Source organism: Micromonospora sp. NPDC047753 (assembly GCF_040642735.1).
Lineage (GTDB): Bacteria > Actinomycetota > Actinomycetes > Mycobacteriales > Micromonosporaceae > Micromonospora.
The window spans coordinates 1-2,739 of record NZ_JBEYSL010000695.1 but is presented as its reverse complement, the minus strand read 5'-3'; the positions used below and the strand labels follow the sequence as shown (position 1 = coordinate 2,739).

The following is a 2,739-nucleotide window of genomic DNA, read 5'->3' as shown; positions in this document are numbered from 1 at the left end:
ACCACGAGTTGCAGCGTCGAGTTGGCCGAGAAGATCGGGTTGGACCGGGCGATCAGGTAGACGCCCGCGGACGACCGTCCCGCAACTGCTCGCCGCGCTCTGGCTGGCCAACCTGCCGGTGAGGTGGGTCAGCGAGCGGGCGACCAGGTCGTCGCGGGCCGCCGGGGGGAGGCCCTCCAACCCGAAGCCCAGATACACGGTGTCCCCGGTGACCACCACCGAACCCTCCTCGAACGCCTGCTGGCTGCGCGACCAGTCGTTGGCGTTACCACCGGAGCCGGCCGGCGGCCCGGCCACCGTCCAACCTCCCAGGTCGGCGGACTCGAACGAGGTCTCCGCCACCGTCGACCCGTCGACCACCACCCGGGCGTCGTCCAGGAAGACGCCAAGACCCTGGGTGCCCCAGTCCGAGGCGTACGTGATCGACACCTCGACCTGTTTGCCGGCGTACGCGGTCAGGTCGACAACGAACTCCTTCCAGCCGCTCGACGTACCGGTCGCCGCGTTCCAGCTTCCGGTGCTGCCGGTGGGGGAGCAGCCCGCGCCCTGGTAGTGGGCGAGGAACGGGTGCAGCTGGTCCCAACCCGAGGCGCAGCTCTCCCCGGTGACCGTGCTGGTCTTGCCGTTGACGTCCGGCAGGGTCGTCCACTCGTCGCTGCCCACCTCGTGCGCCTCGACGAAGAGGAAGTCCCAGTCCTGCTCGATCTCGTACGAGGTGAAGAAGCGCAGTTCTCCGCTGCTCGCCCCGCTGAGGTCCACGGTGCGGCTGAGCCGCTTGTACGACTCGTCGGCCTGCCCGCTGTGCAGGTACCACTCGCCCGTACGCGGGTCGAACGGCGCGCCACCCGGTCGGGTCCAGCCCACCGGCGCTGAGCTGGCGAACTGCGGGAACTCGTCCGGCGGCAGGAAACTCGACGTGGTCAGGAAGGACGCGGTGTGTCCCTGGTTCTCCGCCGAACCGGGACCGTTGAGCTGGCCGGTGAAACCGGTGAACGCGCCGTCGCTTCCGGCGACCGGGAACGGCTCTCCCTCCGGCGCGGTGCCGCCGTCGCTGACGTAGGTGTGCGCCCCCAACCAGTACTGCTGGAAGTCGTTCAGCAGCGGCAGGCAGGCGGGATCGTCGGCGTTCGTGCACTCCGGCGGTGCGTCCGGGTGGTAGACGTACGAACCGTTGGCACCCTGGGCGAACAACGCGTACTGGCCGCTGACCAGGAGCTTTCCGCCCTCGTTCAGGTAGTCCCGAACGGCCAGTTCGGTGTCCAGCGCAGCCCTGGCCGTGGTGCCGGCGACCTGGCCGGGGGAGCGCATGATCACGTCGTCACCGGTCTCCCACACCACGGCCTCGTAGTGCGACAGGACACCGAGCGGGTGCGGGGCCTTGCGGCCCATCGCGTCGAAGTCGTACACGTCGCTGGTGCGCCCGGCGGCGCTCAGCGACGCCGCGACCTCGTCGGCGTACTTCGCCGTGGTGCCGGTCTGCGCCGGGCTGAGGCCGGTGACGTCCTCCGCGGCGAGGACCAGCACGTCCCCTCCGATGTCGGTGTGCACCCGGTAGGTGAAGTGAACGCTTGCGACCACCCCGGACCGGGGTTTGTTGCCGGTGAACCAGACCTCCACCCGGTCGCCCGGCTTCGTGCCGCCGACAGTGCCGCGAAGCTCGGCGTAGTAGTCGTCGTGCGTGCCGCCGTACCGCTCACCGCCGCGCCACTCGCGGACCGCTACGGTCTTCGGCCGCCCGCCGTTGACCGTGTAGTGCATCTTCACGTTCTTCAGCGCCCGCCGGGTGATCGCGGCGACCTGCTGGGTGCGCCCGTACGAGGTGTCGAAGGCGTCCACCACGAAGTCCGGGGTGCTCCGTCCGACGACCGAGACCGGCTCGTCCGGGTCCGCCGCCGACTTGGCCACGGCCAGCGCGAAGGGCAGGTTCTTGCTCACCTCCCCAGCGATCAACTCCTCGTCGTCGGGGAAGATGAAGCCGCTGACGCAGTCCTCCGGGCGCCACTCGTCGTCCGGGTCGACCGCCGAGGCGGCCTCACAGGTGGACATCTCCGGGGTGAAGCCCAGCGTGCCGTACCGAACGGTGGCGTGGCTGTCGGTGTCACCGTTCGTGGTGTAGAGCTCGGCGGAGATGTCCGGGTCGTAGCCGGGCACCGCCGGGTGCGCGTCGTCACCGGCCATCGCCTTGTAGATCTCGTCGTCCGGGGTGGGAGTGCTCACCTGCCAACCGAGGCCGTAGAGCAGCAGTTCGGCCGCCGAGTGGTAGTTGACGAAGAACTCGAACCCGACCCGCTTGAAGAGGCGGTCCAGTGCCTTGGTCTCCGGCTCCGAGTTGGGGCCCGGGCCCCGGTAGGTCTCGCTGTTCGGGTCCGGTGACGAACCCTCGTTGTCGTACCCCCACTTGTAGCTGAAGTTGCGGTTGAGGTCGACGCCGTCGCCCGAGCCGATCTGGCCGTCGCCGTTGTTGTCCCGCAGGTTCTTGCGCCACAGGCGGTTGCCAGAGGTGAAGGTGTGGTCGTAGCCGTCCGGGTTGGCCACCGGCAGGAACCACAGCTCGGTCGTGTCCAGGAGCCTGGTGATCTCCCGGTCGGTGCCGTAGCTGTCCAGGACGTGGTGCATCAGTCGGCGGGTCATCTCCGGCGTGATCCACTCGCGGGCGTGCTGCGCGCCCGCGTAGAGCACCGCGGGCCGCTTCCCGTCCTCGACCGTCCGTGCGTTCTTGGTGACCTTCACGGCGACAAT

Annotated in this window: 1 protein-coding gene; it reads right to left on the bottom strand. The window is 69.3% G+C overall.

Going from position 1 to position 2,739, the window contains the following annotated elements:
• On the bottom strand, positions 1–2,739 hold a 2,739-nt coding region (locus tag ABZ749_RS33295; protein ID WP_357234941.1), incomplete at both ends, for a M14 family zinc carboxypeptidase.